Below are 24,256 nucleotides of genomic sequence, written 5' to 3'. Positions count from 1 at the left end.
ACAGCCCCGAAGGCGGGGCCCACCACATCGACAGGAGCCCCCGCCATGGGCATCGTTCTTGCGCTGCTCGTCCCGATCGGCATCGCCATCAGGGCCCTGTACGCGGCCGTCTCGTGGGCGTGGTCCCGCTACAAGGCCACCGCGATGGACGGCGTGTACCCGGGATCCCCGCAGCACCAGGCCGCGCTCAAGTCGGTCGAGGACCGCACCGCGCCGGCGTTCACCGCCTGGCCGTCCCTGCCGACCGAGGTGCAGGCCGCGCACGACCAGGCCGCCACCGACGCCGACACCGACCGGGGGTGCGGCCGTTGTGGTGCTCACCGCCACGGCGGCCCGCCGCCATAAGGTGACCGGGCTCGACCGGCTCTCCCGCTCCGTGCTGCGCCTGGTGACCCTCGGCGCCGAGCTGCGCGAGCGCGGCATCGGGCGGCACGTCATCGAGCAGGGCATCGACACCGCCACGATGGAGGGCCGGGCGATGGGCGGAACTGCGGCACCACGCCCGTGCCTCCGGACCGCAGTGCGGGAGCGGGGCGAACTGAGACGGAAGATCACGAAGGGCCCGGTCCAACGGACCGGGCCCTTCGTCTACCTGCGGTAGCGGAGGGATTTGAACCCTCGGTGACTTGCGCCACACTCGCTTTCGAGGCGAGCTCCTTCGGCCGCTCGGACACGCTACCGGGAGAGAGCTTAGCCCAAGGTGGGCCGTGCTCTGAAATCCGTATCCGAACCCAGTGGATCAGCGGTGGAAGAGCCGCGGACGAGCGGGGGACGAGCGCCGGATCAGCGGTCGCGGAAGAAGCCGGTCAGCTGCTTCGCGCACTCCTGCTCGAGCACACCGAGGATCACCTCGGGCCGGTGGTTGAGCCTCCGGTCCCGTACGACGTCCCACAGCGAACCGGCCGCGCCCGCCTTCTCGTCGCGTGCCCCGTAGACCACCCGGTCCAGCCGCGACTGCACGATCGCGCCCGCGCACATCGTGCACGGCTCCAGCGTCACGACGAGCGTGCAACCGGACAGCCGCCACTCGCCGAGCTGCGCGGCGGCCCTGCGGATCGCCAGCACCTCGGCATGCGCCGTCGGATCGCCGGTCGCCTCGCGCTCGTTGTGCCCGATGGCGAGCACCGTGCCGTCCCGGGACAGCACAACGGCACCGACCGGCACCTCGCCGGACTGCACCGCGCGCTCGGCCTCCTCGAGGGCGAGACGCATCGGCGCCTGCCACGGATCCCGTATGGGATCGGGCACAGGATCAGGCATGGGTACGTGCATGGGTACGGCCGAATTCACTAGCGGACGGTCTCCAGCACCTCGGCGGCGCCCAGCGCGTCCGCGATCTCCAGCAGTGCGTCCGTGTCCAGTGCCAGCAACTCCTTCTCCGAAAGTCCGAGGTCCATGAGGATGTCCCGGTCACCGACGGGCCCCGCCGGCACCAGCTCGCCGGCCGGAGACGACTCGGCGTCCTCCTCGTCGTCCTCGTCCGGCTCTCCGTCCTCGGTGCCGTCGAGGTCCAGCGTGTCGAGATCGTCGGCCGGGTCGTCATCCTCCCCGCCGAGCAGTTCATTGGTGAGGATCTCCCCGTACGAGGAGCGGGCGGCCGCGGCCGCGTCCGAGACGAAGATACGAGGGTCCTCCTCGCCCTCCACCCGGACGATGCCGAACCAGGCGTCCTCCTGCTCGATGTAGACGAGCACCGTGTCCTCGTCAACCGAGGCCTCACGGGCCAGGTCGGTCAGATCCGACAGCGTCTCCACATCGTCGAGCTCTGTGTCGCTCGCTTCCCACCCGTCTTGAGTGCGCGCGAGCAGTGCGGCGAAGTACACCGTGACTCTCCCACTGATCAGAGGTGTGACGACCGGCGGTGCGCTCCTGCGTGCCCCGCCCACTCGGAATCGTGGCAGAAACCTGGGCTTTGCGAGAGGTCTTCCGTCGTTGCGTCGGCCATCAGTTCTTCCAAGGACCCTCTGGAAGGATCTGTTATCGGCGGACCCGTTACCAGCGGAAGGTGCGCATGCGCATCTGCTGGCGCATCCGGGCCGCTCGGGCCCGCCGGGGCTGGACCCGCTCGCGCAGGGCTTTTGCCTCGCCCAGTTCGCGGAGGAACTGGGCGCGTCGCCGCCTGCGGTCGGCGTCGCTCTCGGTCTCCGGCTCGAACTGCTCGGCATCTCGCTCCGGCATCGGCCACTCACCACCCCACGGCTGAGTCCGTCTGCCTCCACCTTCCCTCCGGACCCGTCCTTGATGCGACCCCCGGCTACTGTTGACGACATGCGGATCCATGTCGTCGACCACCCGTTGGTGGCGCACAAACTCACCACTCTGCGCGATCAGCGCACCGACTCCCCGACCTTCCGGCGCCTGGCCGACGAACTGGTCACCCTGCTCGCGTACGAGGCCACCAGGGACGTGCGCACCGAGCAGGTGGACATCAAGACCCCGGTCACCGGGACGACGGGCGTCAAGCTCTCGTACCCGCGCCCGCTGGTCGTGCCGATCCTGCGGGCCGGCCTCGGCATGCTCGACGGCATGATGCGGCTGCTGCCGACCGCCGAAGTGGGCTTCCTCGGGATGATCCGCAACGAGGAGACGCTGGAGGCGTCGACATACGCGACGCGGATGCCGGAGGACCTCTCGGGCCGCCAGGTGTACGTACTCGACCCGATGCTGGCCACGGGCGGCACGCTCGTCGCGGCGATCCGGGAACTGATCAAGCGCGGCGCTGACGATGTGACCGCGGTGGTCCTGCTGGCGGCGCCGGAGGGCGTCGAGGTGATGGAGCGCGAGCTGGCGGGGACGCCGGTGACGGTGGTGACCGCGGCGGTCGACGAGCGGCTCAACGAGCACGGCTACATCGTGCCGGGGCTCGGGGACGCCGGCGACCGGATGTACGGCTCGGCGGAGTAGAACCTGCCGTTGTCCTCGTCGCCGCTCCTCCGTCGCCGGACGGGCCGGCATGCAGCGCGACCGGCGGGGAGGAGCGGCGTCAGCACTTTCCGGAGGGCTCCGGTGCGGGCTCGGCCAACGTGGCCAGCGCCGCGTCGGAGTCCTTCTTCGGTGCCAGGGTCGTGAAGGCCGTACCGAGAATCAGGTCGACGTCCGCCGTCTTGCGGGCGTCGGTCTTCACCTGGCTGCCCCGGAGCTGCGTGGCGAGCACGCGGAACGCGCCCTGCTGTGCCTCGGTGCCGCCCAGCAGTATCCCGGCGCCGGGCACCTTCTTGTCGTACGCCTCCGGGGCATTGCCCACCTTGCCGATGGCGAAGCCGCGCTTCTTCAGCTCGTCGGCGGCCGCCTTGGCGAGTCCGCCGCGCGGGGTCGCGTTGTAGACGTTCACCGTGACCTGGCCGGGCTTGAGCGACACGGGGGGCAGCGCGGACGGCTTCGGTGCGGCTTTGCAGTCCGCCTTGCGGGCGGCCGCGGACGACTTGGTGTCGTCGCCGCTGAAGACGTCGATGAGCTGCAGTGTTCCCCATCCGGCCAGGCTGAGGGCGACCACCGCGGCGACGGCCGCCAAAATGATCCTGCCTCGCCGGCGAGGGCGTCGCATTCGTGGGTATCTGTCGCCCGTGATGCGGTACTTTCCGCCCATGCCGGGGGGAGTGAGCATGCTCATGGGCGCAGCGTAGTGCGGCCGGAAGCCAATGCCTACTAAATGATCAATGGATTGCGTCCGTAGGGTCCCGAAAAGGCCCGAAAGGCTCAGTCGCCGCACCGGCCCGGGGACCGGTGCCGGGGCTCAGCCCAGCTCGAGGACCCGGGCGTGCAGAACCTGGCGCTGCTGCAGTGCCGCGCGCACGGCGCGGTGCAGTCCGTCCTCCAGATAGAGGTCGCCCTGCCACTTCACCACGTGGGCGAACAGGTCCCCGTAGAACGTGGAGTCCTCGGCGAGCAGCGTTTCCAGGTCCAGTTGGCCCTTGGTGGTCACGAGCTGATCGAGGCGGACCGGGCGCGGCGCGACATCCGCCCACTGCCGGGTGCTTTCCCGGCCGTGGTCGGGATACGGCCGCCCGTTACCGATGCGCTTGAAGATCACACGGAGAGCCTACCGGGCGAGCGGCAGTCGGCGCAGCCAGGCAGCGGCGGTGTAATTCTGGACAAAATGATGCAGAACCGAAATAGAGACCGCCATGAGCGCAAGCGAACAGCCGCCGATCGCGCCGGAGGCCGGGGTGCCCACCGCCACACCAGCACCCTCGTCCCCATCCGCGACTGCCCCCGGGCCCGGTTTGTCTCCGCCACTTCGTGGCGGGTCCACGGTGTGGGACGGGCGCCCACACAGACGTGGCCGCCCGCGGGGCCGGATGGCTCCGCGGGCGGCCACGCAGCGTCGGGCTACTCCGTCACGTCGTGATCGTGGCCCTCGTGCAGGCCGCCGCCGCTGCCCGCGTCGCCGCTCGTCGGGACCGGCGTCACCGGCTTGCGCAGTGAGCTCAGGTCATGGGCGTATGTGCCCACCGCGTTGGCGATCACGCCGATGTTGACGGCGAACGCCTTCATGTTGATGTTGCTCAGGTTGTCGCCGGCAGCGTGGTAGTTCACGTCGTAAGCGACCCCCGCCGTGCCGCCGAACTTCGCCGCCTGGGCCGCCGTCTTGATGCCCTCCGCGCCCGTGAACGTGCCGCCGGACGGGATGCCGACCTCGATGAACGGCCCGTAGTCGGAGCGGCCCGTGAAGTCCGTGCCCTCGTGCGGGGTGCCCCGCTTGTCGAGGAACTCGTTGATGTCGCGCTCGAGTTGGGCCGAGCCCGCCGGGCCGGGGCCCGCCCCCACGTGGTCCGAGTCGTCGCCGTCGTAGACGAAGAGCCCGTAGTTCGGCGAGGCGATCATGTCGAAGTTCAGGTAGAGCTTGATCTCCTTCTTGCCCAGCGAGCTCAGCTGAGCGACGTACGCCTCCGAGCCGAGCAGGCCGTTCTCCTCCGCCGACCACCAGGCGAAGCGGACCTTGTTCGCGGGCTTCGACTTCGACTTGGCGAGTTCCTGGGCGACTTCGAGGAGTCCGGCCGAACCCGAGCCGTTGTCGTTGATGCCGGGGCCCGCGGTCACCGAGTCGAGGTGGGAGCCGAGCATCACGGTGTTGGCCGCGTTGCCGCCGCGGGTCTCCGCGATGACGTTGTTGGTGGAGCGGTTCTGCTGGAGCTGGCGGATCTCGAAGGAGATGTTCACCGGGCCCTTGGCGAGGTCGGCGACGAGCTTGTCGCCGTCCGCCTTGGTGACACCGCCCGTCGGTATCCGGCCGGTGGCCGGGTCGCCGAGGGTGCCGGAGAGCGCCCCGTCGGTGTTGTTGTAGATGACCGCGCCGACCGCACCCGCATCCGCCGCGGCCGCCTGCTTCGCGCCGAAGGTGCAGCCGCCGCGCTTGATCAGCGCGATCTTGCCGGTGAAGGTTCCGGAGGCGTAGTCGGCGGGCTCGCAGCCCGTGGTCGCATCCTCGGGCACGGCGGCCAGATCGGCCTTGATGCCGCCCACCGGAGTGGACTTGGTGTAGGTCATCGCCTTGATCGCGACATCGTGCGGCGCGGGCGAGAGCACCGAGAGCTTCTCGGCCTGCGTCTCGGTGTAGAGGAAGTCGAACCGGTGGTACGAGACGTCGTAGCCGTACTTCTTGAGCTGCTGGTAGACGTACGCCGCGGAGGCGTCGTGCCCGAGCGTGCCGGCGGCCCGGTTGCCGTCCGTCGTGTCTGCTATCTGCTGGAACTTCTGCAGATGCTTGTACGCGTCCTCTGCGGACGACTTCGCCACCAGCTTCCTGGCGAGCTTCGCGGCGTCCTTGGCCGCCTGCTCGCCGGGGTTCTGGCGGGCGGCGGAGGGGGAGGCGGATGCCAGCAGGAGCGGGGTCGCGAGTGCGGCTGCAGCCATGGTGGCCACGGCTCTGCGATGGGTTGCCTTCACAGAGTTCCTTCCCGGTGTGTACGAGGTTGAGGGGAAGTTAGCGATCTTCGGGAGCTCTGTGAACAGTTGTGCCTCAACTCACGGCACATTTACGCGCATTGACATCAGGACGTGACCCATCCACTTCAACACGCCAATTTTCAGGCCTTTTTGGCTTCCTTCGCGGCGCGTTTCATCTCCTGCTTGTGCGCGCGCACCTTGGCCAGCGAATCGGGCCCGGTGATGTCGGCGGCCGAGCGGTGCGAGCCCTTCTCGCCGTACGGGCCGGCCGCCTCGCGCCAGCCCTTGGGCTGCACGCCGAACTGCTTGCCGAGCAGCGCGAGGAAGATCTTCGCCTTCTGCTCGCCGAATCCGGGCAGCGCCTTCAGCCGGGCAAGCAGCTCCTCGCCGGTCTTCACATCGCGCCAGATGGCACTCGCGTCGCCGCCGTACTCGTCGACGATGTACTGGCACAGCTGCTGGATCCGCTTGGCCATGCTCCCGGGATAGCGGTGGACCGCGGGCTTCTGCTTCAGCAGCTCGGCGAACGCGTCCGGGTCGTACGCGGCGATCCGGGCGGCGTCGAGGTCGTCGCTGCCGAGGCGCTGGGCGACGGTGTACGGACCGGAGAAGGCCCACTCCATGGGGACCTGCTGGTCGAGCAGCATGCCGACCAGGGCGGCGAGCGGACTGCGGCCGAGCAGTTCGTCGGCCTCGGGCTGCTGGGCGAGATGAATCGTGGGGCTCATGCCCTGAATGATCACTCGGTCGCCGATGGGTCGCCAGTAAGCCCGGCCGTGCGGACGAGTCCTCACCTCGTGATCGGGTCGCTCGGCCTGCGGCCTGCGGGCCGCGGGCTGTCGGCTTCGGACTGCGCGGCGGACTCGACAGGCTCAATCGCCCGGCCGGGCATCCCACCGTCGGGTGAGCCTGGGTGAGCCCTCACGTAGTCGCGCAGCCACCCCACGGAGTTCCCGGCCGGTGTGCCGTTCTTCCTCACAGCGCCCGGGGGTTCGTCCGGCGCCAATACCCCCGTACGGTATTGGCTCATGAGGACTTCCCGGCTACCCGTGCCCCCGGCCCTGCTGGGGTTCGTGCTCCTGGTGCTCGCCCTGACGACCCTCTCGTACGCGGTGGGCCGCGCCGTCGGCCCGGTGGCGCCGGGGCTGCACCGCACCGAGGAGCCGGGGAGCCCGGGGCCCGAGGATCCCGGCGGGATGCCGGGCATGCACGGCATGGGGGAGAGCCGGTGACGGACCTGCTGATCGGCGGCATGACCTGCGCGGCGTGCGTGGCCCGGGTGGAGAAGAAGCTGAACCGCCTCGACGGGGTGAGCGCCACGGTCAATCTGGCCACCGGTCTCGCCCGGATCGCGCATCCGCCCGAGGTGAGCGCGGACATGCTCGTCTCGACGGTGGAACGGGCGGGTTACACCGCGCAGTTGCCGACGCCCGCAGCGGAGGAGGAGTCCGACGACGCGGAGGAGGAGCAGGCCGAAAGCCGCGAACGGCTGCTGATCACCGCGTTGCTGGCGGTGCCGGTCCTGGTCCTGTCGATGGTCCCGGCCCTGCAGTTCGACTACTGGCAGTGGCTCTGCTTCACCCTTGCCGGGCCGGTCGTCGTCTGGAGCTCCCAGCCCTTCCACACCAGGGCGCTGCGGGGCCTGCGGCATGCCACGGCCACCATGGACACCCTCGTCTCCCTCGGTGTGATCGCGTCCTACCTCTGGTCCGTGTACGCCCTGTACTTCGGCGGCGCGGCCGACCCCGGCATGCGGATGCCGTTCAGCCCGGTGCCGAGCGCGGAGGGCGGCACCGCGCATGTGTATCTGGAAGCCGCGGTCGGCGTCCCGCTGTTCGTGCTCACGGGCCGCTATCTGGAGGCGCGCGCCAAGCGCGGCACCGGCTCGGCGCTCCGGGCGCTTGTCGAACTCGGCGCGAAGGACGTCGAGTTGAAGGGCGGCGGCAGTTCCCAGGGACGCCGCATCCCGGTGTCCGCGCTGCGTACCGGCCAGGAGTTCCTGGTCCGGCCGGGCGAGAAGGTCGCCACCGACGGTGTGGTGACCGAGGGCAGCTCCGCGCTGGACCTCTCCCTGGTCACCGGTGAGTCGACGCCGGTGGAGGTGGGGCCGGGCTTCCGGGTGGTGGGCGCGGCCGTGAACTCCGGCGGGCTGCTCGTCGTCAGCGCCACCGCCGTCGGCGCCGACACCCAACTGGCCCGCATCACCCGGCTGGTGACTGATGCGCAGGCCGGCAAGGCACGCATGCAGCGGCTCGCCGACACGATCGCGGGCGTGTTCGTCCCGGCGGTCGTGACGGTGGCCGCGTGCGTGCTCGGCTTCTGGCTCGGGGCGGGCGCCGATCCCGAGGCGGCCGTCACCGCGGCGGTCGCCGTCCTGGTCGTGGCCTGCCCGTGCGCGCTGGGCCTGGCGACGCCCACCGCGTTCCTGGCGGCGACGGGCCGCGGCGCGCAACTGGGCGTGCTCATCAAGGAACCGGGGGCGCTGGAGCGGCTGCGCCGGGTCGACACGGCGGTCCTCGACAAGACAGGGACGCTCACCACGGGCCGTATGACGCTCGTCGAGTCGGCCGTTGCCGACGACTCGCTCACGGCCCCGACGGCGCTGCGGCTCGCGGCCGCGGTGGAGTACGGCTCCGAACACCCCATCGGGCGGGCCGTGGTGGCCGCCGCGCGCCAGCAGCCGGGCGGTGACGTACTGCCCGGCGTGAGCGACTTCCGCTCCGTGCAGGGCGAAGGGGTGCACGGCGTGGTCGAGGGCCGGCAGATCTCCGTACGCCGTCCACGAGCCGGCCTCACGCTGCCGGACGCTCTGCGGGCGGGGCTGGGGCGCGCCCAGGAGGCCGGGCACACGGCGGTCGTCGTCGAGATCGACTCCCGGCCCGTGGCCCTGCTCGCGGTCGGGGACACCCTGCGGCCGTCCAGCCGCGCGGCGGTGACCAAGCTGACCCGGCTCGGCATCGAGCCGATCCTGGTGACCGGCGACGGACAGGCGGCGGCCCGGGCGGTGGCCCGCGAGCTGAGCATCCCCACGGTCCATGCGGAGGTCACCCCCGAGGGCAAGTCCGCACTGGTCACCGCCCTGCGCGCCGAGGGACGCCGGGTCGCGGTGATCGGCGACGGGGTCAATGACGCGGCCGCTCTCGCCGCGGCCGATCTCGGCATCGCCATGGGCAGCGGCACGGACGCGGCGATCGGAGCCGCCGACATAACTCTCGTACGGGAGGACATGGCCGCGGTCGTCTCGGCGGTCCGTCTCACCCGCCGCACGCTCGCCACCATCCGGGCCAATCTCGTGTGGGCCTTCGGCTACAACGCGGTCACCGTGCCGCTGGCCGCGACCGGCTGGCTCACCCCGATGTTCGCGGCGCTCGCGATGTCGGCGAGCTCCGTCCTGGTCGTCGGCAACAGTCTGCGGCTGCGCGCCGAAGAGACCCGGCCGCGCAGCCGGCCGACACGTCCTGGCGGCCTCCCCGGCCGTCGCGCCACCGGCTCCTGGAGGGGCTCCGATGACCTCAGCCTCCGCTGACCCCGACGGGACCGGGGACGCCATGGCGGCGGCCGTCCTGGTTCCGGTCGGTGCCTGCGTCGTGACGCTCGCCCTGCTCGTCGCCTATGTGGCGAGCGGCGCGGCCGGCGCGGCCCCGGCAGAGATCACGGTGACCCGCGCCCGGCTCGTCCAGCCGATCGCGGACCGGGACACCGTGGCCTACATCGACCTGCGCAACACCGGTGGCTCCGACGCCACGCTGGTCTCGGTCACGGCACCCCTGCTCGGCTCGCCGACCATGCTGGCCCGCGACGTCGAGTCCGGCGGGGCGGGCCGGATGGAGGAGGTGCCCGAGCTGCGGATCCCGGCGGGCGGCGAGGTGAAGATGTCCCCGTCCGTGGGCGATGTGATGGTCGAGTCTCCGCCCCCGCTGGAGCTCGGCGAGCGTGTCGAGTTCGTCCTGCGCTTCAAGGACGGGACCACGGTGCGGACGCAGGCGGTGGTGGTCAGGACCGGGGGCTGACCCTTCGGGCAGATCCTGGCCGGGCCCGGGAACTGACCGCACCTGCCGTCCGACTCCTCTCCCGTGACCTGGGAGCGGGAGGCGGAATGGGCGGGCTTGACGTGCAGATGCGCCAAGTGGGCTGCCGGCACGGCCGCGTGGACGCCGTACGCGACGTCGATCTCGATGTCGCGGCGGGCGAGCACGTGGCGCTGACCGGCACCAACGGCTCCGGCAAGAGCACGCTGCTGCGGGCCCTGCTCGGCCTGCACCGCGCGGTGGACGGTGAGATCGGCGTCGGCGGGCGGCAGGCGCGCACGGCCGCCGAGTGGGCCTGGCGGCGGCGAGCGTGTGCCTGGATTCCGCAGAAGCCCGCGGCGGGGCGGTTTCCGCTGCTGGCAGGGGAGTTGCTGGCGAGCAGCGGCGCGCGGGCGGACGCTCTGGACGCGGCCGGGAAGCTGGGCGTGGGGCAGCTGGCCGACCGGCCGCTGCACACCCTGTCCGGCGGGCAGCTGCAACGTATGCATCTGGCGCGGGCGGTCGGCTGTGTCGCCGCCGGGGCCGGGGTGCTGCTGGCCGACGAGCCCACCGCCGCGCTCGACTTCGCGGGTCAGGAGGAGGCGGCCGACCTGCTGCTGTCGCTGCCGGTGACATTGGTCGTGGTGACGCACGACCGGGCGCTCGCCGATCGCTGCGAGCGGGTCCTCGAGATGGCGGCCGGGCGGCTGCGGGAGGCCGTATGACTCTCGCCACCGCCGACATCGGCGCCCTGCTCCAGCTTGTCCCCGTACAACGGGCCGGCGCGGCCCTGCTGCTGGCCGCCGTCGGACTGCCGATCGTCGGCGTCGTGATCGTCGGGCTCGACATCATGCCGGTGCGCTTCGCGATGATGCATGTGGCCCTGCTGGGAATCGCCGTGGGGCTGCTGACCGGCCTCGACCCCATGCTGTGCGCGCTTCTCGCATGCGCGCTGGCCGGCGCCTCAGTCGCCCCGCTCGCCCGCACGCCGGACGGGCTCTCCGGTGCGATGGGCCTCCTGATGAGCCTGGCGATCGCGGCGGCGCTGCTGGTGCTCGCGGTCTCGGGCGTCAATGCCGCGGGCGCGTTCGCGCTGCTGTGGGGGTCGATCCTCTCGGTCACCGCCGCCGACCTGTGGCTGCTCGGGACGCTCGCCGTCCTGGTCCCGGCCCTGTTCTGGTGGCGGCGGCGCGACATCGCCCTGCTGCTGTACGACCGCGAACTCGCTCTCTGTTCCGGCGTGCGGGTTGAACGGCTCACCCTGATCCTGCTCGTCCTCGTCGCGGTGGCGGTCGCCGGCGCGATCAAGCTGACCGGCGCGCTGCTCGTCGACGCGCTGACCCTGCTGCCCGCGCTGGCCGCGCGCCGCCTGGGCTCCTCACTGAAGTCGATCAGCGCCTGGGCCGTCGCCATCGGCGTGGCGGTCAATGCGACCGGCTTCCTCGTCGCCCTCTGGCTGGACCTGCCGCCAGGCCCGGTCCTCGTCCTGACGGCGGGGGCCGTGGCCCTCGGCGTCCATCTCGTACCCGAACGGAGAACCCGCCCATGGCGCGCAACCGCGTCCGCCTCGCATGCCTCTTTGCACCACTGACCGCCGTACTGCTCCTCACCGCGGGCTGTGGCAGCTCGGACGCCGAGTCCGGCGACGGCGGGCACGCTCACGACGGGGCACCGGTGGTCGTGGCCACGACGACCTGGGAGGGCGCCTTCGCCAAGGCGGCGGGCGCGAAGGACGTGAAGGTGATCGTCCCCAAGTCGGTGCAGCACGCGCCCGACTACGACCCCAAGCCCTCCGACCTCGCCGCTGTCGCCGACGCCGACTTCGTCCTCTACGCGCCCTTCGAGCCGTACGCCGAGAAGATCAAGGAGGCCGCGGGCTCCGACGCCGAACTGGTCGAGGTGAACCTCGACAACGACGCCGACAAGGCCACGGCCGAAGTCGCCCGGCTGGGCAAGCTGTTCGGTACGGCGGACGCGGCGGCGAGCTGGCAGAAGACCTTCGGCACGCAGTACGCAGGGCTGCAGCGGGAGCTGAAGGCCGCATGGCCGGGCGGCAGGGCCCCGTCCGTCGTCACCCAGGTCTTCACCGCGTGGTCGGCGAAGATGGCGGGCGCCGATGTGGTCGGGACGTACGGGCCCGAGGCGGTGACCGCGAAGCAGCTGTCCGGGCTGTCGGCGAAGAAGCCGGCGCTGGTATTGGACAACGCGCATATGTCGACGGGGACGGTGCTGCCGGACTCGGGCGCGAAGCAGGTGAAGATCGTCAACTATCCGGGTGACGACCTGGATCTGCTTCCGGTGTACCGCGCTGCGGCGGCTGCGGTGAAGGCGGCGATGGGCGGGGCGTGAGCGGTGTGTGGTGGCGCCGCCCGGGAACGCCCGGGCGGCCCCGCGCACTGTCCGTCCTCAAACGCCGGACGGGCTTGACAGCGCACTCCGTTCCCGCAGTGCCGTCCGGTCCGGCTTGCCCGCGGGAGTCAGCGGCACCGCGGTCAGCGCCAGCAGCCGCTCCGGGTGCTTGCGGCGTTCCAGCCCCCGCGCGTCGAGGTGGGCGCACAACTCGTCCAGCGTCGGCGGCACATGCCCGTCCCGCGCGACCACACAGGCCGCAAGCCGCTCCCCCATCAGGGAGTCGGGGACGCCGACGCACACCACGTCCCGTACCCCCGGATGCGCGGCCAGTTCGATCTCGACCTCGGCCGGGCTGATGTTCGCGCCCCCGCGGATCACCACGTCCTTCAGCCGGCCCACCACCCGCAGCGCGCCGTCCTCCCCCAGGATGCCGAGATCTCCCGTACGCACCCAGCCGTCGGCGGTGCGGTAGCGGGCGTCGAGCTCGGGCGCGCCCACGTAGCACAGGGGCGTCATCGGGCCGCGGGCGACGATCTCACCGACCGCACCCACCGGTGCCTCCGCCGGCTCGTCGCTGCCGGGGACGGTGATACGGATGTCCGCGACCCGCGGGTCCGGGTGTCCCGCGAGCACCCCGGGCCCGTCCACCGGCACGGGCGGATCACCGAGCCCCGTATGGCAGTTGACGCCGTCCGCCGATCCGTACAGGTTGACGACCGGGCAGCCGAAGGCGCGGCGCGCCTCTTCCGCGGTGGCCGCGTCGAGGGCGGAGCCGCCCAGCACCAGCGCGGTCGGCGACGGCAGTTCGCGCGGCTGCTCGGCCAGGTGGTCGAGCAGCATCCGGATCATCGTCGGCACGCCCAGCACATGCGTCGGCTCGTGCTCGGCGATGGCGTCCAGAGCGGCCGCGGGCGTGAAGTGGTCGAGCAGCACCAGGGTTCCGCCGTGCCGGGCGAGCGCGACCGCGGTGCCGTTGCTGCCGAAGGCGGAGGCGAGCGGGACCAGGAAGAGGCAGCGCGGCGGCTGTCCGTCCTTCATCAGGGATGCCAGGAAGTTGCCGCGGCCCCCGGCCAGCGCGTTGTGCGAGTACGCGATCATCTTGGGCTCGGCCTCGGAGCCGGACGAGACCAGGATGCGTACGGCGGAATCGGGGTCCGGGCGGGCCGGGACGAAGGCGCTCGCGTCGGTACGCAGCAGCTGCGAGAGCGGCAGGGATCCTTCGGGCGCCGTGCCGGGCCCGGCGGCGATCACCGTACGCAGCGCGGGCAGTTCACCCGCGAGCTCGACCAGAGCGGCGGCGGGCCGGCAGCCCCGGTGCTCGATGGCGGCGATCACGGCGACCGCCTCGGATCTGCCCAGTAGCGAGGCCGCCTCGCGCCCGCCCCGGCCGACCGGGAAGGGCAGCGCGACAGCCCCGATCGCGGCCAGCGCGAGATCGGCGATGACGGCGTTGCGGCCGCCGGGCAGCTGTACGCCGACCACATCGCCGGGGCGTATGCCCAGGGCGGTGAGGCCGGCGGCCAGACATCGCACCTTGCGGTCGAGGGCCGTGTAACAGAGTTTCCCCTTGGCGTCGATCACCGCGGTGCGATGCAGATCGGCGATCTGGCGGGCCCGGAAGAGGCTGTAGACGTCGAGGTCGGGGCAGGTGCCGTCGACGGTCCAGGAACGGCGCAGCTCGGCGGGCAGCAGGTCGTGCAGTGCGACGGTCACAGAAAGCTCCAGGGGTCGGGAACGGCAGGGGCACCGTGCACATCGCGGCTGATCGAGCCGCCGAAGCGCGGGTCGTGGTGCAGATCGGCCAGATCGGTCGTGACGGGTGTCGCGGACAGGCCGTGCGTGCGCAGCTGCGCCAGGGCATCCACGGTGGGGAGCCCGCGCAGGTCGTAGGCGGCGGCCGCGGGCGCGCATGTGTCGGTGGGCGCGATCCAGCCGTCGGCGGTGGGCAGCGGGCGGCGGAAGCCGGCAGGCCGGCGCCCGTCCCCGCCCTGTGCGAGACGGCCCAGCGCGGGCGCGGTGAGGACCTCGGCCGCGCCGAGCAGGGACGAGTCGACCCGTACACCGTGACCGGTGCGCTCCCGCAGCAGCAGCCCGGCCAGCACGGCTTCCGCGCCGAGCAGCCCGCCGAGCACATCGAGCAGGGTCATCAGCGAGGGCGCGGGCGGCTCACCGGCAGGCCGGACGGCCTCGCCGACGCCGGTGCGGGCCTGCACCATGAAGTCGGTCCCCATGGGGGCGCCGGGCAGCCGGTCCGCCCAGCCGCTGGTGTACGCGAAGACGAGCGCGGGGTTCACGGCGGCCAGGTGCTCGTGGTCCAGGCCGAGTTCGGCTGCCTTCCCCGGGGCCCAGTTGTGCAGAAAGACGTCCGCTCCGGCCGCCATCTCGCGCAGCCGCCGCCGGTCGGCGGCGGACTTGATGTCGACCTCGACGGCCTTCTTGCCCCGGTTGAGGGCGAGCCAGCGCGCGGAGATCCCGGAGCAGGCGGGCGGCATGCCGCGCAAGGGGTCGCCGCCCGGCGGTTCGATCCGGACGATCTCGGCGCCGAGCAGGCCGAGCAGATGGGCGGCGAGCGGGGCCTGGATGCGCCGCCCGGCCTCCAGGACGGTCAGCCCGGCGAGCGGCGCTCCGGCGAGCTGCGGCCCGCCCGCGGTGGCGCCCGATGTGTACGTCGCTTCGTACGGGACCAGGTTCCACGGGGGCGCATCGGGGATGCCCCGGTCGGCCAGGGACCGCAGGGGGCACACCTGAGCGCCGGAGACCTCGGCCGCGTACCGGATCCGCTCCCACTCGATCTGCCGGACCGCGATGTGCAGGGCCTCGGGGAACGGCGCGCAGGCCGTGGCGTACCGGAACTGGAAGGGCCGCCAGCCCGCCCGTACCGCCTTCTCCGCAGCACCGAGCGCCCGCCAGAACGCCGCCCAGGCCCCCGGGTCCAGGGTCTCCAGTTCGAAGACGGTCCCGTCGGCGGAAGTGAAGGGCGGCCCGCCGGGGGCGAGTTCGGCCGCCTCGTCCTCGTCGGCGCCGGCTGCGGCCAGATACTGCGAGACGGCCAGCAGCCCCGCCCGGCTCGCGCTGGTCGACACCTGTGCGACCTGCCCGCCGCGCGCCTGGGCCAGCAGGCCCGCGAGCACTCCCTGCACGGTCAGCACGCCGGTGGCGGTCGCGGCGTAGTCGGCCGTGATGCCGCGTGGCCCGCCGTCGCGCCGCCCGTGCACGGCCATGATCCCGGTGGCGGCCTGCACGGTGGCCTCGTCGGTGAGGTCGGCGCCCGCATCCGACCATGCCGTCCGGGCGACGAGAGGGGCGAACCCGGCACCTTCGACGACGAAACGGGACCCCTCGGCGTCATCCGTTCCGGCGCCCAGCAGCCGCAGATGCTCGGCCACGAGCCCGGCGCCCGGACCGCCCGGACCGCTTCGACCGCCCGGCGGCCCCGCGGTCTCCGCCCGCAGCCCGTCCAGTGGCCGGACCGTGCGCGTGGTGGCTGGTGATGCCATGCCTCTCCCTCCCGAAGCGGTGGGAACCCGGGAGCCCTCGCACCCGACAGTTCCGTGTGAGAGGCAGTCGGACAGTCGTTCCCACGGGTTCCCGGAAGGCCGGAGGAAAGTGGTGCAGGGCGAAACGCCGGCGGTGGCCGGACATCCCGAATGTCCGGCCGATGTACAGGAGTTGAGGGACCGGGTCGCGGACTTCGTACGGCACCGCGTGATGCCCCGGGAGCCGGTGCTCGACCGCGGCGGCCCTCAGGCGACGGCCGCGCTGCGCGGGCTCCAGCGGGAGGCCAAGGACCTGGGCCTGTGGGCGCTGCCCCTCCCCGCCGAACTCGGCGGCCAGGGCCTGCCTCTCCTGTCGTACGCGCATGTCGCCGAGGCCGAGGGCGCCAGCGACCACGGTCCTGCCGCGCTCGGCTCCGCGCCCCTGCTGGATGTGCTGATGCTGCGGCGGCACGGCAGCGCCCGGGTGCGCGACCTCTGTCTGAAGCGGCTCGTCGCCGGGGAGCTGCGCACCTCCTACGCGATGACGGAACCCGAAACCCCCGGCACCGACCCCTTCCTCACCGAGACCGCGGCGACGCCCTCGGACGACGGCAACTGGACGGTCAGCGGCCGCAAATGGTTCACCAGCGCGGCCGCCGACGCCGATCTGGTGACCGTCCTCGCCCGCACGGACGGCGCACCGCCCGACCGCGAAGGCCTCTCCCTGCTGCTCGTCGCTGCGGACGCGCCGGGCTTCCGCGTGGTGCGCGAACTTCCCGTGCTGGGGGCGGGCGGCCAATGGGAGATCGCCCTGGACGAGGTGGCGGTGCCCGGCGACCATCTGCTGGGCGAGCGCGGCAAGGCCCTGGCGATCGCCGGCGAACGGCTGCAGCTCGGCCGCACCCTGCGCTGTCTGCGCTGGCTCGGCCAGGCGAGGCGCGCCTTCGAGCTGATGCGCGAGCGGTCCCTCACCCGCACCCGCTCGCGCGGGCCACTGGGTGACCTCCAGCTCGTCCAGCGCCACATCTTCGAGTCGCTGCTCGCCCTGCGTACGACGCGCCCGCTGGTGTACGAGGCCGTGGCGCACCTCGGTGCGGGACGCGACGCGCATGTGGAGGTGAGCCTGGCGAAGGTGGCGGCGGCCCGGATGCTCCAGCAGGTCGCGGACGCGGCGATCCAGGTGCACGGCGCGGCCGGTCTGGGACCCGACACTCCGCTGCCTGCGCTCTTCCGTACCGGCCGGGCGGCGCGGATTCTGGACGGCCCGGACGAGCTGCACATCACCTCGGTGGCACGGCGGGTGCTGCGTAATTCCTAGGCGGCGTGGGCGTCGACGAGCTCCGTCAGCACCGCAAGACCGAAGGCGAGAAAGAAGTCGCCCCACACCAGCTCATGCCGGGCGCCAACGCCGCCGCCGAGGTCGTAGCAGCCGTCCAACAGTGCGCCGCTGTCCGCCAGATGTACCCGTACCAGCTTCTCCAGCAGCGCGGTGGCACGGTCGCGCTGCCCGAGTTTGAGCAGCGCTACCGCAGTGATGGCCGCGGCGGACGTGTCGAGCGGCCCGTCGGGATGCTCCTCGGTGGCCGGTGGAACATGTCGCGAGGGCGTCAACTCCGGCGCAGCACCACGAAGATCGGGCACATCCAAGCACCGCAGTGCGTCCGCCACCGCGAGCAGCAACCAGGCACGGCCACGGCTCCACTCTGGCGCGCCGAGTTCCAGATGGGTGCGCAGATGGGATTCGGCCGCTTTCGCGTTCACCGACGCGAGCAGTGGCACCATGCCCGGTGCGCCGTCCACGCGCGCCACGAGCCGGGGGCCGCCGAAGGCCGATCCCCAGGGGACCAGGCCGAGTTCATGGTCGTACGCAGCGAGGCAGGCGCGTGCGGCGCGCTCTCGTAGCGCCAGGGACCCGGCGTCGTCCGCGAGGGCGGTGCCGTACCAGAGGATCAGCCCACGGGCGGCGGTGTCGGCGTCGACCCAGTCGGTGAGCCGTGCGGTGCACTCCGCCGCGGCCCGCCGGTCCGATGCGTCACCGGAGTGGAGTGCCCGCAGCCACAGCAGCCCGGCCCAGAACCCGCCGGTCCAGGAACCGCGCCGGGTCGTCGTCCAGCGCCCGGACTTCGGATCTGCGAACAGCGGGAAACGGTCGCCGACTTCGGCCCGGGTGACGGCGATCCGGTCGAGAACTCTGGCCAGGGCCGGCCCGGCCCACTCAGGCGCACTCATGCGCGCACCTCGCGCCCGTCCCGTACGGCCCAGCACAGCGCCACCGCGCATGCGCCCGCGAACTCTCCGGCGACCAGCAGCCACCCGGGTCCGTAGCGCCCGGACTCCGCCAGCAGGCCGAACAGCGGGGGCCCGACGGCGAATCCGGCGAAGAACCCCGCCGAGACCAGCGCCGAGTCCGCTCCCGCCCGCCCGGCAGCCGCGCGCTGCATGACCAGCACCATCGACACCGCGTTGGCCGCGACCGCGAAGACGCCGACGGCGACCGCCGCGACCCATGCCAGCGGGTGCACGAAGGACGCGCCCGCGAGGAGCAGCGCGGCCCCGACCGAGCCCGCGGCCAGGCCGCCCGGCAGCCAGACCGCACGACCGGGCTGCCCGGCCACCTTCGACCAGCCGACGCGGCCCGCGACGCCCGCGATGCCGAGCACGGCCACGAGCGCGCCCGCGGCCGTGGGGCCGAGGCCGAGCCGCTGAGCGCCGTACAGCGCCAGGTACGTGTTGACGGATGCGATACCGCAGCCGAGCAGCAGCGAGAAGACGGCGAGCCAGGCGATCGCACCTCGGGGCCCCAGGGAGAAGCGCGGCCGGGAAGCGGGCGAGGTGCCGGGCTCGGAAGCCGGTGGGGAGCCCGGTCGCGGCCCGGATCCTTCGCTCGGTCGGGGCCCGGACCCCTGGCCCGGCATCGGCGACGGCCCGCCGACCGTGGCTTCGGCGTCCACGGGCAGCACCCGCGCCGCCCACACCGCCGCCACGACCGCAGCCCCCGCCGCAGTCCACACCGCGACCCGCCACCCCGCGACCCCGGCCAGCGCCGCGAGGGGCAGCCCGGCGGCGAAGGCCCCGAGTTGTACGCCGGACTGCTTCATCCCGGTCACCGAGCCGCGCCGCTCGGGCGGCACGGTGACCAGGATCGCCTTGTTGGTGGCCGGGTTGGCGAGCGCCTGCGGCAGCCCGCCGAGCGCGACCGCCGCCAGCAGCAGCCCGATGCCGGGCGCGGCACCGATCAGCGCGAGTGCCACGGCGGAGACCAGCAGCAGCGCGACCAGACAGCGGCGCGGTCCCGCCCGGTCGACGACTCTGCCGCCGACCGGCGAGAGCACGGCGGCCGCTCCGAAGCCGATGGTCGTGGTCAGGCCCAGCAGCGTCGGTGACACGTCGAGCTCGTCGACGAGCCGTGGGCCCAGCGCTCCGAGCAGGAACAGCTGCATCATGGAGAAGGCCATGGCGCAGGTCAGCAGCGCCGTCGGCATACGCGTCGGGCCATGCGCCGGGCCATCCGGCGGGCGGGGCACACCAGTTGCGGCCGTCTCCTTCTGCTCCGCTGTCCCCACCGCTGCGTCTCCGTTTCCTGGCTCCCCCGGAAGTCACCCGGGCCGTGCCAGGAGTCGTTCGCGGCAGCCGCCAAGTTCCCGGGAATTTCCGTGGCTTGAATCACCCGACGTTCCTTGAGCCTCGCTCGGGAAGTTGCGTACCCACCCTTGAAGTCCACGAGCCGGATGCAAGGATGAGCCCGCCATGAGTGCTGGACGGGGTGTGCGCGGGGTGCGGGCTGCGGTGTTCGCGGCTGTCTGTGTGCTGCTCGCAGCCATGGGCCACGTACTGATGTCGCAGACGGGCGTCCCCTGGTGGGCGCTGGCGGCCGGGGCGGGCGTGAGTGGCGGCGCGGGGTGGTGTCTGGCCGAGCGGGAGCGCGGTCTGCTCCCGGTCGTGGCGATCACGATGGCCACGCAGGCGGCACTGCACACCGCGTTCTCGCTGGCGCAGCCCGTACCGGCGACGCACGGGCACGGCGCCGCGCCCTCGATGGCGCACGACATGGGTGCGATGCACGCCATGGACGGCATGAGCGCCATGCCGTTGTCACCGACCTCACCGATCTCACCGACCTCCTCGGCCGGAATGCTCGCCGCCCACCTGCTGGCCGCGCTCCTCAGCGGCCTCTGGCTCGCGTACGGAGAGCGGGCGGCGTTCCGGATCCTGCGCGCCGTCGGGGGGTGGCTGGCCGCACCGTTGCGTCTGCCGGTCATCGTCCCCGTGCTGCCCGCCCGCCCGCGCATCCGCGTCCGCCGCGCCCGGCGCGTGCGTACGCCCAGGCAGCTGCTGCTCGTTCACGCTCTCACCACTCGGGGTCCGCCCGCGGAGACCGCTGTCAGCTGACAGCCGGCTCCCCGGCCGCGCCATGGGGTTCACACCCCGGCGGTCCGGGCTCCGGTCGCGCCCTCGCGCGGCCGTACGACTCACCGGTTCCACCGGATTCCCGAGAAGGACACCAGGCGATGAACGCTGCCCTGCCCTCGACCATGCCCCGGCCCACCATGCCCCGGCCGACCACGCCCCTGCCGACCACGACCCGATGTACCGGAACCACCCATCCCCACGACGACGCGATCACGGCGTGGGCGCTCGCCGCCCGCGGTGGCGACCCCCTGGCCGTCGAGCAATTCGTACGCGCCCTCCACCGCGACGTCCGCCGGTACGTCGCCTACCTCAGCGCCGACCCGCAGGCCGCCGACGATCTGACCCAGGACACCTTCCTCAGGGCGCTGGGCAGCCTGCACCGTTTCGAGGGCCGCTCGTCGGCCCGCACCTGGCTGCTCTCGATAGCCCGCCGGGCGGTGATCGACAGCCTCCGCCACACCGCGGCCCGCCCGCGGCTCGCGGACACGGACGACTGGCAGTCGGCCGCCGAGCGCGCCCAGCACCGGAACCTGCCCGGTTTCGACGACGGCATCGCCCTCGCCGAGCTGCTGGCGACGCTCCCCGACGAGCGCCGTGAGGCCTTCGTCCTCACGCAGTTGCTGGGCCTGCCCTACGCCGAGGCGGCCCTGGTCAGCGGCTGCCCGGTGGGCACGGTCCGCTCCCGCGTCGCCCGCGCCCGCAGCTCCCTGATCAGCCTGCTGCACGCTGCCGAGCGCCCCGCCCTGGCGTGCTGGAGCGGCTGACAGCCGACGAAGGCGGGGGCCCCGTCGCCCTGCGGCGCTGGGGCCCCCGCACACTCAACAGGCGGGCTGTTTTCGGGTCGTTGTCGAGCGTGCGTCCTGAAAGAGTGACGGCATGGACTCCGCCTTCGAGATCGCATCGCTGCCGCAGCTCACCCCCGCCCGGGCCGAAGCCTGGCAGGCGGTGGTCGCCGCATCGATGGCCCTGGACCTGCCCGGCGTACCGCCGCCCACGGCCGAGGAGTTGTACGCCCGCCTCGCCGGCAGCCAGCTGCGCAGCCGGGTCCTCAGCTGGCTGGCCACCGAGCCGGACGGCCGGGTCGTGGGTGTCGCCTCGCTCCGTCTGTTCACCGGAGCCGGCCAGGACCATCTCGCGGAGGCGGAGCTGCATGTCCGTCCGGACCTGCGAAAGAGGGGCATCGGATCGAGGCTGCTGAGCGAACTGCTGGCCGGGGCGTCGGCGGAGGCCCGCCGCACGGTCATCACTCAGACCCCGGCGGACACCCCGGCCCAGCGCTTCTGCGTGAGCCACGGATTCACCCCTGCTCTGACGCTCGATCATCTGATCCTGCCCCTGGACGAGTTGGACGCAGCCCGTCTCGACAGGCTGGCCACGGCAGACCACCCCGGCTACCGCCTCACCCGGTGGCGCGGCACCGTCCCCGCCGAACTCGCCCCCGCCTTCGCGGCCGCCAAGTCCGCGATGAACGACATGCCCACCGGTGAGGTCGACTACGGCACGGTCGGCTGGGACGCCGACCGGGTCGTCAGGATGGCCGAGGTCGTCGCGGACCGCGGCGATACGCTCCTGACCGTCGCCGCGCTGCACGACGGCGACATGGCGGGCTTCACCGAAATCGTGATCCCGGGCGGCACCGGCCCCCGGGCCCAGCAGTACGACACGGCGGTGGTCCCCGCCCACCGCGGCCATGGCCTCGGCGTCCGGGTCAAGGCGTCGATGCTGCAGTGGCTGCGGGCGGAGCACCCGCACCTCACCGAGGTCGAAACCGACAACGCGACGGACAACACCCACATGCTCGCCGTCAACGAACAGCTGGGCTTCCGCGCCTACCGCCGCACCCATGAGTACCAGCTGACGCTCTCCACCGCCTGATGGGTGAGGCGCCTGTCGGGTCAGGTGTGACCTGTCGGGTCAGGTGTGAAAGGACTCGCCGGCCGATTTCATCGGACCGGGCGACGGGAGATCAGCGGCGCGCGAGCTGTCGTTCGCCGTTGGCGCCCGGCCGGTAGGGCATGTCGTAGTGCTTGAAGATCGATTCTTCCCGCTCGGCGGGCAGGATGTCGTCCGTGCCGATGGACGGGGCATGCCTCACCAGTGCCTTGGCGTGCGCGACCTTGACGTATCCCGGTCCCAGCATCGCTTCGTCGAGGGGGACGAAAACCAGGCGCTGCCGGGTGGGCAGGCCGGTACGGACGGTGGCCATGGCTGGTTGATCGGTGGCGGTGTCCACGTAGATCGCCTCCAGCGCGCCGATCTTGCGCCCCTTCGGGTCGACGACGTCGCGGTCGCGCCACTCGCGGATATCGGCTGAACGAATCATTCCCTGCTCCCTGCCACGTGCCGAAGGTGACATAACGACCCCGGCGTATACACACCGGGGCCGCCCTTCCGGGCCGCCACACGTGAGAGTGCACGACCCACTCATCATGCTATGACCGCGACGCACTTCCGGCATCAGGGATTCTTCGAATAATTCGCTCCTGATGTGCGGAAACGGCCCCGCGCCGCGTCAGTCGTGTGCCTCCTCCTCGGCCTCCATCAGCCGGATCCCCTGATGCGTCAGCATGACCATCGCGGGTGTGTTTCCTTGTGCCCAGTCGACGGTGATGAGCCCTTCGCCATCCAGATATGCGCAGGCGGCGGCCAGATCCTCCTCAGGGACCTGGAGGTCGTCATGCAGCTTCGCCCCGGTGACGCCGAGGAGGCGATTTCCTTCCGTGGCCTCGTACAGGGTCTTCATGATCGCTTCGCGGTAGTGCTTTCGCTCCTGCAGTGTTGCCATGACGTCCGCCCACTCGTGCGGGCACTCCATCGCCTCGGATTTGCACCGCTTCGGATTTGCATCGCTTCAGATTTCGTCCGCGTGTCCGCGATCCCCCGACGAGGACTGGCTGGTCACCAGCCAGGACTGCGCCCGCTCGGCTGTTTGGGTGGTGTCCACGGTGAGGTGGAGGCGGGTTCCGCCTTCGCCACTGGCGGAGTAACTGCGCTGTTCGGTGGCGGCGAAGCAGTGCCGGAGTACCTCTGCGACCCGGCGGGCGACCTCGGGGGACGCGGCAACGATGCGCACGTCGGCCCGCCCGGCCAGGGGCAGTTCCAGTGGCTTCATGGTGACCTCATTCATCAGGACGACGTGTCGGTGGGCATGAGCCGCAGCTCCACACCCACCGGCCCGGTCAGCACAAGGTCATACGTCATCCGCGGACCCGTTGCTGTGTTCGTGGTGAGTGGGGGTGGGCGGTCCGTCAGGCGTTGCCGGCCGTCGGCTCTTCCGGGTCCGTCGGCCGATTCCCGGCATGATGTCGCCGTAGTGGAATGCCGCGATCCGTGCCTCGTGCTGGCCGTTGAGCAGATGGATCAGCATGACTCCGACGACGATCATGGCGATGATCACGGCCACGGTTATGGCAGTCTCCACGTCCTCACATCCCTTGGGCGCAGCTCAGGGGGCCGAACAGGTTGGGGTGCCCGGCCGGGTGGATCGGGTTCGGGTTCCCGGCCGCTGAGGCGGCTCCGCCGTCGGTCTCCCACTCCTCTTCCCGGCTCAGCGACTCACTGGCGTCACGGGTGGTGTCCTCGCTCGCCATCAGACCGCTGGCAGCAACGATGCCTCCGGGGGCGGCCGCGGCGGACATCAGCCGGGCAGCGGCAGCCGGATCGGTTTCCGGCGGGATCACCAACAGGTCCCAGCGGCCTGCGGTGTAGGAGAGCAGGATCAGCTTGTGCGGGTCCTGCTCGTCGGTGAACCAGCCGACGTGCACCGTATGCCCGGTCACGGGCACCTTGCGGGGGATCACGGGCCAGTGGGCCGGGTTCACGGTGACGCGAGTGATCCGCCCCCAGCGCGAGTCCAGCACGTCTGTCAGCGCCGGGAGTTCACGCAGGAGATCGCGGGAGCGAGGCCACCACGCACCGTCCAGAAGGCCTGGCATCGGGCCCGCGGGGGTCAGGGACAGGCGGGCCGGAGGTGAGGCGACGCGCTCATTGATGTGCGTACGGTCGATCGTGACGGTCATGGCGCGGACCCGTCCCCGGGCGCGTCTTCAACGTCCCCGGTGCTATTTCTCGCCGAGAACGGCACCAGCGCGGAGCCAGTGTGCGAAGTACTCCCGGTCCTTTCAC

Annotated in this window: 29 protein-coding genes and 1 tRNA gene; 13 read left to right on the top strand and 17 right to left on the bottom strand. The window is 72.0% G+C overall.

Annotated features, from left to right (window positions below):
• Nucleotides 1–45: 45 nt before the first annotated feature.
• Together ACI2LP_RS15320 and ACI2LP_RS15315 are read left to right on the top strand one after the other, a co-directional pair.
• A complete protein-coding gene (locus ACI2LP_RS15320) occupies nucleotides 46–345 on the top strand; it encodes a hypothetical protein (protein ID WP_404725009.1) in 300 nt (99 codons plus the stop codon).
• Nucleotides 311–601 (top strand): recombinase family protein, encoded by a 291-nt coding sequence (locus ACI2LP_RS15315; RefSeq protein WP_404725008.1) that lies wholly within the window; start codon nucleotides 311–313, stop codon nucleotides 599–601. The genes ACI2LP_RS15320 and ACI2LP_RS15315 overlap by 35 nt, the downstream gene beginning before the upstream one ends.
• On the opposite strand, the gene ACI2LP_RS15310 is transcribed toward ACI2LP_RS15315, so the two are convergent.
• The 4 genes from ACI2LP_RS15310 to ACI2LP_RS15295 all read right to left on the bottom strand — a co-directional run bounded on the left by ACI2LP_RS15310 (nucleotide 596) and on the right by ACI2LP_RS15295 (nucleotide 2,178).
• Nucleotides 596–680 (bottom strand) — tRNA-Ser (locus ACI2LP_RS15310). The two genes, ACI2LP_RS15315 and ACI2LP_RS15310, sit on opposite strands and share 6 nt — an antisense overlap.
• A 103-nt stretch (nucleotides 681–783) precedes the next feature.
• Nucleotides 784–1,260, bottom strand: a complete 477-nt coding sequence (tadA, locus tag ACI2LP_RS15305; protein WP_404725007.1) for a tRNA adenosine(34) deaminase TadA — start codon at nucleotides 1,258–1,260, stop codon at nucleotides 784–786.
• A gap of 29 nt (nucleotides 1,261–1,289) precedes the next feature.
• Entirely contained in the window at nucleotides 1,290–1,823 is a 534-nt protein-coding gene (locus ACI2LP_RS15300; protein WP_404725006.1) for a hypothetical protein, read from the bottom strand.
• Nucleotides 1,824–1,992: 169 nt separating this feature from the next.
• Nucleotides 1,993–2,178 carry a hypothetical protein gene (locus ACI2LP_RS15295; protein ID WP_404725005.1) on the bottom strand — a complete coding sequence of 62 codons (186 nt, stop codon included), beginning with the start codon at nucleotides 2,176–2,178 and terminating at the stop codon, nucleotides 1,993–1,995.
• 90 nt (nucleotides 2,179–2,268) lie between these two features.
• On the opposite strand from ACI2LP_RS15295, the gene upp reads away from it, so the two are divergent.
• A complete protein-coding gene (upp, locus tag ACI2LP_RS15290; RefSeq protein WP_404725004.1) occupies nucleotides 2,269–2,904 on the top strand; it encodes a uracil phosphoribosyltransferase in 636 nt (211 codons plus the stop codon).
• 79 nt (nucleotides 2,905–2,983) lie between these two features.
• Here the strand turns inward: upp and ACI2LP_RS15285 are convergent, their stop codons facing one another.
• The 4 genes from ACI2LP_RS15285 to ACI2LP_RS15270 all read right to left on the bottom strand — a co-directional run bounded on the left by ACI2LP_RS15285 (nucleotide 2,984) and on the right by ACI2LP_RS15270 (nucleotide 6,614).
• The gene (locus ACI2LP_RS15285; RefSeq protein WP_404725003.1) at nucleotides 2,984–3,610 is read right to left on the bottom strand and encodes a LytR C-terminal domain-containing protein; all 627 of its coding nucleotides are present in this window, start codon (nucleotides 3,608–3,610) and stop codon (nucleotides 2,984–2,986) included.
• Between the two features lie 123 nt (nucleotides 3,611–3,733).
• Nucleotides 3,734–4,030: a type II toxin-antitoxin system VapB family antitoxin gene (locus tag ACI2LP_RS15280; protein WP_003955420.1), complete on the bottom strand. Its 297-nt coding sequence runs from the start codon at nucleotides 4,028–4,030 to the stop codon at nucleotides 3,734–3,736.
• Nucleotides 4,031–4,329: 299 nt separating this feature from the next.
• Nucleotides 4,330–5,862 (bottom strand): M28 family metallopeptidase, encoded by a 1,533-nt coding sequence (locus ACI2LP_RS15275; protein ID WP_404725387.1) that lies wholly within the window; start codon nucleotides 5,860–5,862, stop codon nucleotides 4,330–4,332.
• A 164-nt stretch (nucleotides 5,863–6,026) separates the two neighbouring features.
• Nucleotides 6,027–6,614, bottom strand: coding sequence for an HhH-GPD-type base excision DNA repair protein (locus ACI2LP_RS15270; protein ID WP_404725002.1), 588 nt, complete (start codon nucleotides 6,612–6,614; stop codon nucleotides 6,027–6,029).
• A gap of 300 nt (nucleotides 6,615–6,914) precedes the next feature.
• Here ACI2LP_RS15270 and ACI2LP_RS15265 point away from each other — a divergent pair, with 300 nt between their 5' ends.
• The 6 genes from ACI2LP_RS15265 to ACI2LP_RS15240 all read left to right on the top strand — a co-directional run bounded on the left by ACI2LP_RS15265 (nucleotide 6,915) and on the right by ACI2LP_RS15240 (nucleotide 12,242).
• Complete coding sequence (locus ACI2LP_RS15265; RefSeq protein ID WP_404725001.1) at nucleotides 6,915–7,118, top strand: hypothetical protein; 204 nt, start codon at nucleotides 6,915–6,917, stop codon at nucleotides 7,116–7,118.
• A 20-nt stretch (nucleotides 7,119–7,138) separates the two neighbouring features.
• Nucleotides 7,139–9,412 carry a heavy metal translocating P-type ATPase gene (locus ACI2LP_RS15260; protein WP_404725386.1) on the top strand — a complete coding sequence of 758 codons (2,274 nt, stop codon included), beginning with the start codon at nucleotides 7,139–7,141 and terminating at the stop codon, nucleotides 9,410–9,412.
• On the top strand, nucleotides 9,393–9,896 hold the full coding sequence (locus ACI2LP_RS15255) for a copper chaperone PCu(A)C (protein ID WP_404725000.1): 504 nt from the start codon (nucleotides 9,393–9,395) through the stop codon (nucleotides 9,894–9,896). Before ACI2LP_RS15260 ends, ACI2LP_RS15255 begins: the two co-directional genes overlap by 20 nt.
• A gap of 86 nt (nucleotides 9,897–9,982) precedes the next feature.
• On the top strand, nucleotides 9,983–10,618 hold the full coding sequence (locus ACI2LP_RS15250; RefSeq protein ID WP_404724999.1) for a metal ABC transporter ATP-binding protein: 636 nt from the start codon (nucleotides 9,983–9,985) through the stop codon (nucleotides 10,616–10,618).
• Complete coding sequence (locus tag ACI2LP_RS15245) at nucleotides 10,615–11,484, top strand: metal ABC transporter permease (RefSeq protein WP_404724998.1); 870 nt, start codon at nucleotides 10,615–10,617, stop codon at nucleotides 11,482–11,484. Before ACI2LP_RS15250 ends, ACI2LP_RS15245 begins: the two co-directional genes overlap by 4 nt.
• Nucleotides 11,439–12,242, top strand: a complete 804-nt coding sequence (locus tag ACI2LP_RS15240; RefSeq protein WP_404724997.1) for a metal ABC transporter solute-binding protein, Zn/Mn family — start codon at nucleotides 11,439–11,441, stop codon at nucleotides 12,240–12,242. The genes ACI2LP_RS15245 and ACI2LP_RS15240 overlap by 46 nt, the downstream gene beginning before the upstream one ends.
• Before the next feature lie 57 nt (nucleotides 12,243–12,299).
• On the opposite strand, the gene ACI2LP_RS15235 is transcribed toward ACI2LP_RS15240, so the two are convergent.
• Nucleotides 12,300–13,958: a class I adenylate-forming enzyme family protein gene (locus ACI2LP_RS15235; RefSeq protein ID WP_404724996.1), complete on the bottom strand. Its 1,659-nt coding sequence runs from the start codon at nucleotides 13,956–13,958 to the stop codon at nucleotides 12,300–12,302.
• Nucleotides 13,955–15,742: a CoA transferase gene (locus ACI2LP_RS15230; RefSeq protein ID WP_404724995.1), complete on the bottom strand. Its 1,788-nt coding sequence runs from the start codon at nucleotides 15,740–15,742 to the stop codon at nucleotides 13,955–13,957. Before ACI2LP_RS15230 ends, ACI2LP_RS15235 begins: the two co-directional genes overlap by 4 nt.
• A gap of 112 nt (nucleotides 15,743–15,854) precedes the next feature.
• Here ACI2LP_RS15230 and ACI2LP_RS15225 point away from each other — a divergent pair, with 112 nt between their 5' ends.
• A complete protein-coding gene (locus tag ACI2LP_RS15225; protein WP_404724994.1) occupies nucleotides 15,855–17,039 on the top strand; it encodes an acyl-CoA dehydrogenase family protein in 1,185 nt (394 codons plus the stop codon).
• Here ACI2LP_RS15225 and ACI2LP_RS15220 read toward each other — a convergent pair.
• Nucleotides 17,036–17,950, bottom strand: a complete 915-nt coding sequence (locus ACI2LP_RS15220; RefSeq protein WP_404724993.1) for a sugar ABC transporter permease — start codon at nucleotides 17,948–17,950, stop codon at nucleotides 17,036–17,038. The two genes, ACI2LP_RS15225 and ACI2LP_RS15220, sit on opposite strands and share 4 nt — an antisense overlap.
• Nucleotides 17,947–19,203, bottom strand: coding sequence for an MFS transporter (locus ACI2LP_RS15215; RefSeq protein WP_404725385.1), 1,257 nt, complete (start codon nucleotides 19,201–19,203; stop codon nucleotides 17,947–17,949). Before ACI2LP_RS15215 ends, ACI2LP_RS15220 begins: the two co-directional genes overlap by 4 nt.
• 265 nt (nucleotides 19,204–19,468) lie before the next feature.
• Between ACI2LP_RS15215 and ACI2LP_RS15210 the strand changes: the two genes are divergently transcribed.
• The 3 genes from ACI2LP_RS15210 to ACI2LP_RS15200 all read left to right on the top strand — a co-directional run bounded on the left by ACI2LP_RS15210 (nucleotide 19,469) and on the right by ACI2LP_RS15200 (nucleotide 22,006).
• Entirely contained in the window at nucleotides 19,469–20,110 is a 642-nt protein-coding gene (locus ACI2LP_RS15210) for a hypothetical protein (protein WP_404724992.1), read from the top strand.
• A gap of 158 nt (nucleotides 20,111–20,268) precedes the next feature.
• A complete protein-coding gene (locus ACI2LP_RS15205; protein WP_404725384.1) occupies nucleotides 20,269–20,895 on the top strand; it encodes a sigma-70 family RNA polymerase sigma factor in 627 nt (208 codons plus the stop codon).
• Nucleotides 20,896–21,007: 112 nt separating this feature from the next.
• A complete protein-coding gene (locus tag ACI2LP_RS15200) occupies nucleotides 21,008–22,006 on the top strand; it encodes a GNAT family N-acetyltransferase (RefSeq protein ID WP_404724991.1) in 999 nt (332 codons plus the stop codon).
• 91 nt (nucleotides 22,007–22,097) lie between these two features.
• Here ACI2LP_RS15200 and ACI2LP_RS15195 read toward each other — a convergent pair whose 3' ends face one another.
• From ACI2LP_RS15195 to ACI2LP_RS15175, 5 genes are all read right to left on the bottom strand, one after another.
• A complete protein-coding gene (locus ACI2LP_RS15195) occupies nucleotides 22,098–22,454 on the bottom strand; it encodes a PRC-barrel domain-containing protein (protein WP_404724990.1) in 357 nt (118 codons plus the stop codon).
• Nucleotides 22,455–22,643: 189 nt separating this feature from the next.
• A complete protein-coding gene (locus ACI2LP_RS15190; protein ID WP_404724989.1) occupies nucleotides 22,644–22,916 on the bottom strand; it encodes a hypothetical protein in 273 nt (90 codons plus the stop codon).
• Nucleotides 22,917–22,982: 66 nt separating this feature from the next.
• Entirely contained in the window at nucleotides 22,983–23,243 is a 261-nt protein-coding gene (locus ACI2LP_RS15185) for a hypothetical protein (RefSeq protein WP_404724988.1), read from the bottom strand.
• Between the two features lie 78 nt (nucleotides 23,244–23,321).
• Entirely contained in the window at nucleotides 23,322–23,552 is a 231-nt protein-coding gene (locus ACI2LP_RS15180; RefSeq protein ID WP_404724987.1) for a hypothetical protein, read from the bottom strand.
• A 4-nt stretch (nucleotides 23,553–23,556) separates the two neighbouring features.
• Entirely contained in the window at nucleotides 23,557–24,150 is a 594-nt protein-coding gene (locus ACI2LP_RS15175) for a DUF5994 family protein (RefSeq protein ID WP_404724986.1), read from the bottom strand.
• Nucleotides 24,151–24,256: the final 106 nt, after the last annotated feature.

Origin of the sequence: Streptomyces sp. NPDC019890 (assembly GCF_044903445.1) — a bacterium.
Classification (GTDB): Bacteria; Actinomycetota; Actinomycetes; order Streptomycetales; family Streptomycetaceae; genus Streptomyces.
Note: the sequence above shows the minus strand (reverse complement) of the source record. Positions and strands in the feature narration are given on the sequence as shown.

Coding starts and splice junctions, on each gene's coding strand:
- ACI2LP_RS15320 (WP_404725009.1), top strand. CDS start 46: ATGGGCATCGTTCTTGCGCTGCTCGTCCCGATCGGCATCGCCATCAGG.
- tadA (WP_404725007.1), bottom strand. CDS start 1,260: ATGCCTGATCCTGTGCCCGATCCCATACGGGATCCGTGGCAGGCGCCG.
- ACI2LP_RS15295 (WP_404725005.1), bottom strand. CDS start 2,178: ATGCCGGAGCGAGATGCCGAGCAGTTCGAGCCGGAGACCGAGAGCGAC.
- upp (WP_404725004.1), top strand. CDS start 2,269: ATGCGGATCCATGTCGTCGACCACCCGTTGGTGGCGCACAAACTCACC.
- ACI2LP_RS15285 (WP_404725003.1), bottom strand. CDS start 3,610: ATGAGCATGCTCACTCCCCCCGGCATGGGCGGAAAGTACCGCATCACG.
- ACI2LP_RS15270 (WP_404725002.1), bottom strand. CDS start 6,614: ATGAGCCCCACGATTCATCTCGCCCAGCAGCCCGAGGCCGACGAACTG.
- ACI2LP_RS15265 (WP_404725001.1), top strand. CDS start 6,915: ATGAGGACTTCCCGGCTACCCGTGCCCCCGGCCCTGCTGGGGTTCGTG.
- ACI2LP_RS15260 (WP_404725386.1), top strand. CDS start 7,139: ATGACCTGCGCGGCGTGCGTGGCCCGGGTGGAGAAGAAGCTGAACCGC.
- ACI2LP_RS15255 (WP_404725000.1), top strand. CDS start 9,393: ATGACCTCAGCCTCCGCTGACCCCGACGGGACCGGGGACGCCATGGCG.
- ACI2LP_RS15250 (WP_404724999.1), top strand. CDS start 9,983: ATGGGCGGGCTTGACGTGCAGATGCGCCAAGTGGGCTGCCGGCACGGC.
- ACI2LP_RS15245 (WP_404724998.1), top strand. CDS start 10,615: ATGACTCTCGCCACCGCCGACATCGGCGCCCTGCTCCAGCTTGTCCCC.
- ACI2LP_RS15240 (WP_404724997.1), top strand. CDS start 11,439: ATGGCGCGCAACCGCGTCCGCCTCGCATGCCTCTTTGCACCACTGACC.
- ACI2LP_RS15230 (WP_404724995.1), bottom strand. CDS start 15,742: ATGGCATCACCAGCCACCACGCGCACGGTCCGGCCACTGGACGGGCTG.
- ACI2LP_RS15220 (WP_404724993.1), bottom strand. CDS start 17,950: ATGAGTGCGCCTGAGTGGGCCGGGCCGGCCCTGGCCAGAGTTCTCGAC.
- ACI2LP_RS15215 (WP_404725385.1), bottom strand. CDS start 19,203: ATGCCGACGGCGCTGCTGACCTGCGCCATGGCCTTCTCCATGATGCAG.
- ACI2LP_RS15210 (WP_404724992.1), top strand. CDS start 19,469: ATGAGTGCTGGACGGGGTGTGCGCGGGGTGCGGGCTGCGGTGTTCGCG.
- ACI2LP_RS15205 (WP_404725384.1), top strand. CDS start 20,269: ATGCCCCGGCCGACCACGCCCCTGCCGACCACGACCCGATGTACCGGA.
- ACI2LP_RS15200 (WP_404724991.1), top strand. CDS start 21,008: ATGGACTCCGCCTTCGAGATCGCATCGCTGCCGCAGCTCACCCCCGCC.
- ACI2LP_RS15195 (WP_404724990.1), bottom strand. CDS start 22,454: ATGATTCGTTCAGCCGATATCCGCGAGTGGCGCGACCGCGACGTCGTC.
- ACI2LP_RS15190 (WP_404724989.1), bottom strand. CDS start 22,916: ATGGCAACACTGCAGGAGCGAAAGCACTACCGCGAAGCGATCATGAAG.
- ACI2LP_RS15185 (WP_404724988.1), bottom strand. CDS start 23,243: ATGAAGCCACTGGAACTGCCCCTGGCCGGGCGGGCCGACGTGCGCATC.
- ACI2LP_RS15175 (WP_404724986.1), bottom strand. CDS start 24,150: ATGACCGTCACGATCGACCGTACGCACATCAATGAGCGCGTCGCCTCA.